Origin of the sequence: Lactococcus muris (assembly GCF_042849115.1) — a bacterium.
Classification (GTDB): domain Bacteria; phylum Bacillota; class Bacilli; order Lactobacillales; family Streptococcaceae; genus Lactococcus; species Lactococcus muris.
In genome coordinates, this window is record NZ_BAAFQO010000051.1 from 1 (window position 1) to 1,212 (window position 1,212).

Sequence of the window (1,212 nt, forward strand, 5' to 3'; positions counted from 1 at the left end):
TTACTGATTCTGATACGGATTCACTTACTGATTCAGATACAGACTCTGATACGGATTCGCTTACTGACTCAGACACTGACTCTGATACAGACTCTGATACAGATTCACTTACTGATTCTGATACGGATTCACTTACTGATTCTGATACTGACTCAGACACTGACTCGCTCACTGATTCAGATACAGACTCAGATACAGATTCACTTACTGATTCTGATACGGACTCAGATACAGATTCGCTTACTGACTCAGACACTGACTCTGATACAGATTCTGATACGGACTCGGATATAGATTCACTTACTGATTCAGATACTGACTCAGACACGGATTCGCTTACTGATTCTGATACTGACTCAGATACAGATTCACTTACTGATTCTGATACGGACTCGCTTACTGACTCTGATACGGATTCTGAAACTGATTCGCTCACTGATTCAGATACAGACTCAGATACGGATTCACTTACTGATTCTGATACTGACTCAGACACGGATTCTGATACAGATTCGCTCACTGATTCAGATACAGACTCAGATACAGATTCACTTACTGATTCAGACACGGACTCGCTTACTGATTCTGATACAGACTCTGATACAGATTCGCTTACTGACTCTGATACAGATTCACTTACTGATTCAGATACAGACTCAGATACGGATTCACTTACTGATTCTGATACGGACTCTGATACGGATTCGCTCACTGATTCAGATACGGACTCAGATACGGATTCGCTCACTGATTCAGATACAGATTCACTTACTGACTCAGACACGGACTCAGATACAGATTCACTTACTGATTCTGATACGGATTCGCTCACTGATTCAGATACAGACTCAGATACAGATTCACTTACTGATTCTGATACTGACTCAGATACAGATTCACTTACTGACTCAGACACTGACTCTGATACGGATTCTGAAACTGATTCGCTTACTGACTCAGATACAGATTCACTTACTGATTCAGACACGGACTCGCTTACTGATTCTGATACAGACTCTGATACAGATTCGCTTACTGACTCTGATACAGATTCACTTACTGATTCAGATACAGACTCAGATACGGATTCACTTACTGATTCTGATACGGACTCTGATACGGATTCGCTCACTGATTCAGATACGGACTCAGATACGGATTCGCTCACTGATTCAGATACAGATTCACTTACTGACTCAGATACTGACTCAG

At 41.4% G+C, this 1,212-nt stretch carries 1 protein-coding gene; it reads right to left on the reverse strand.

Translation table 11 applies throughout. The features are described 5' to 3' along the window. On the reverse strand, positions 1–1,212 hold a 1,212-nt coding region (locus ACGHCK_RS11440; protein ID WP_394304583.1), incomplete at both ends, for a DUF445 family protein.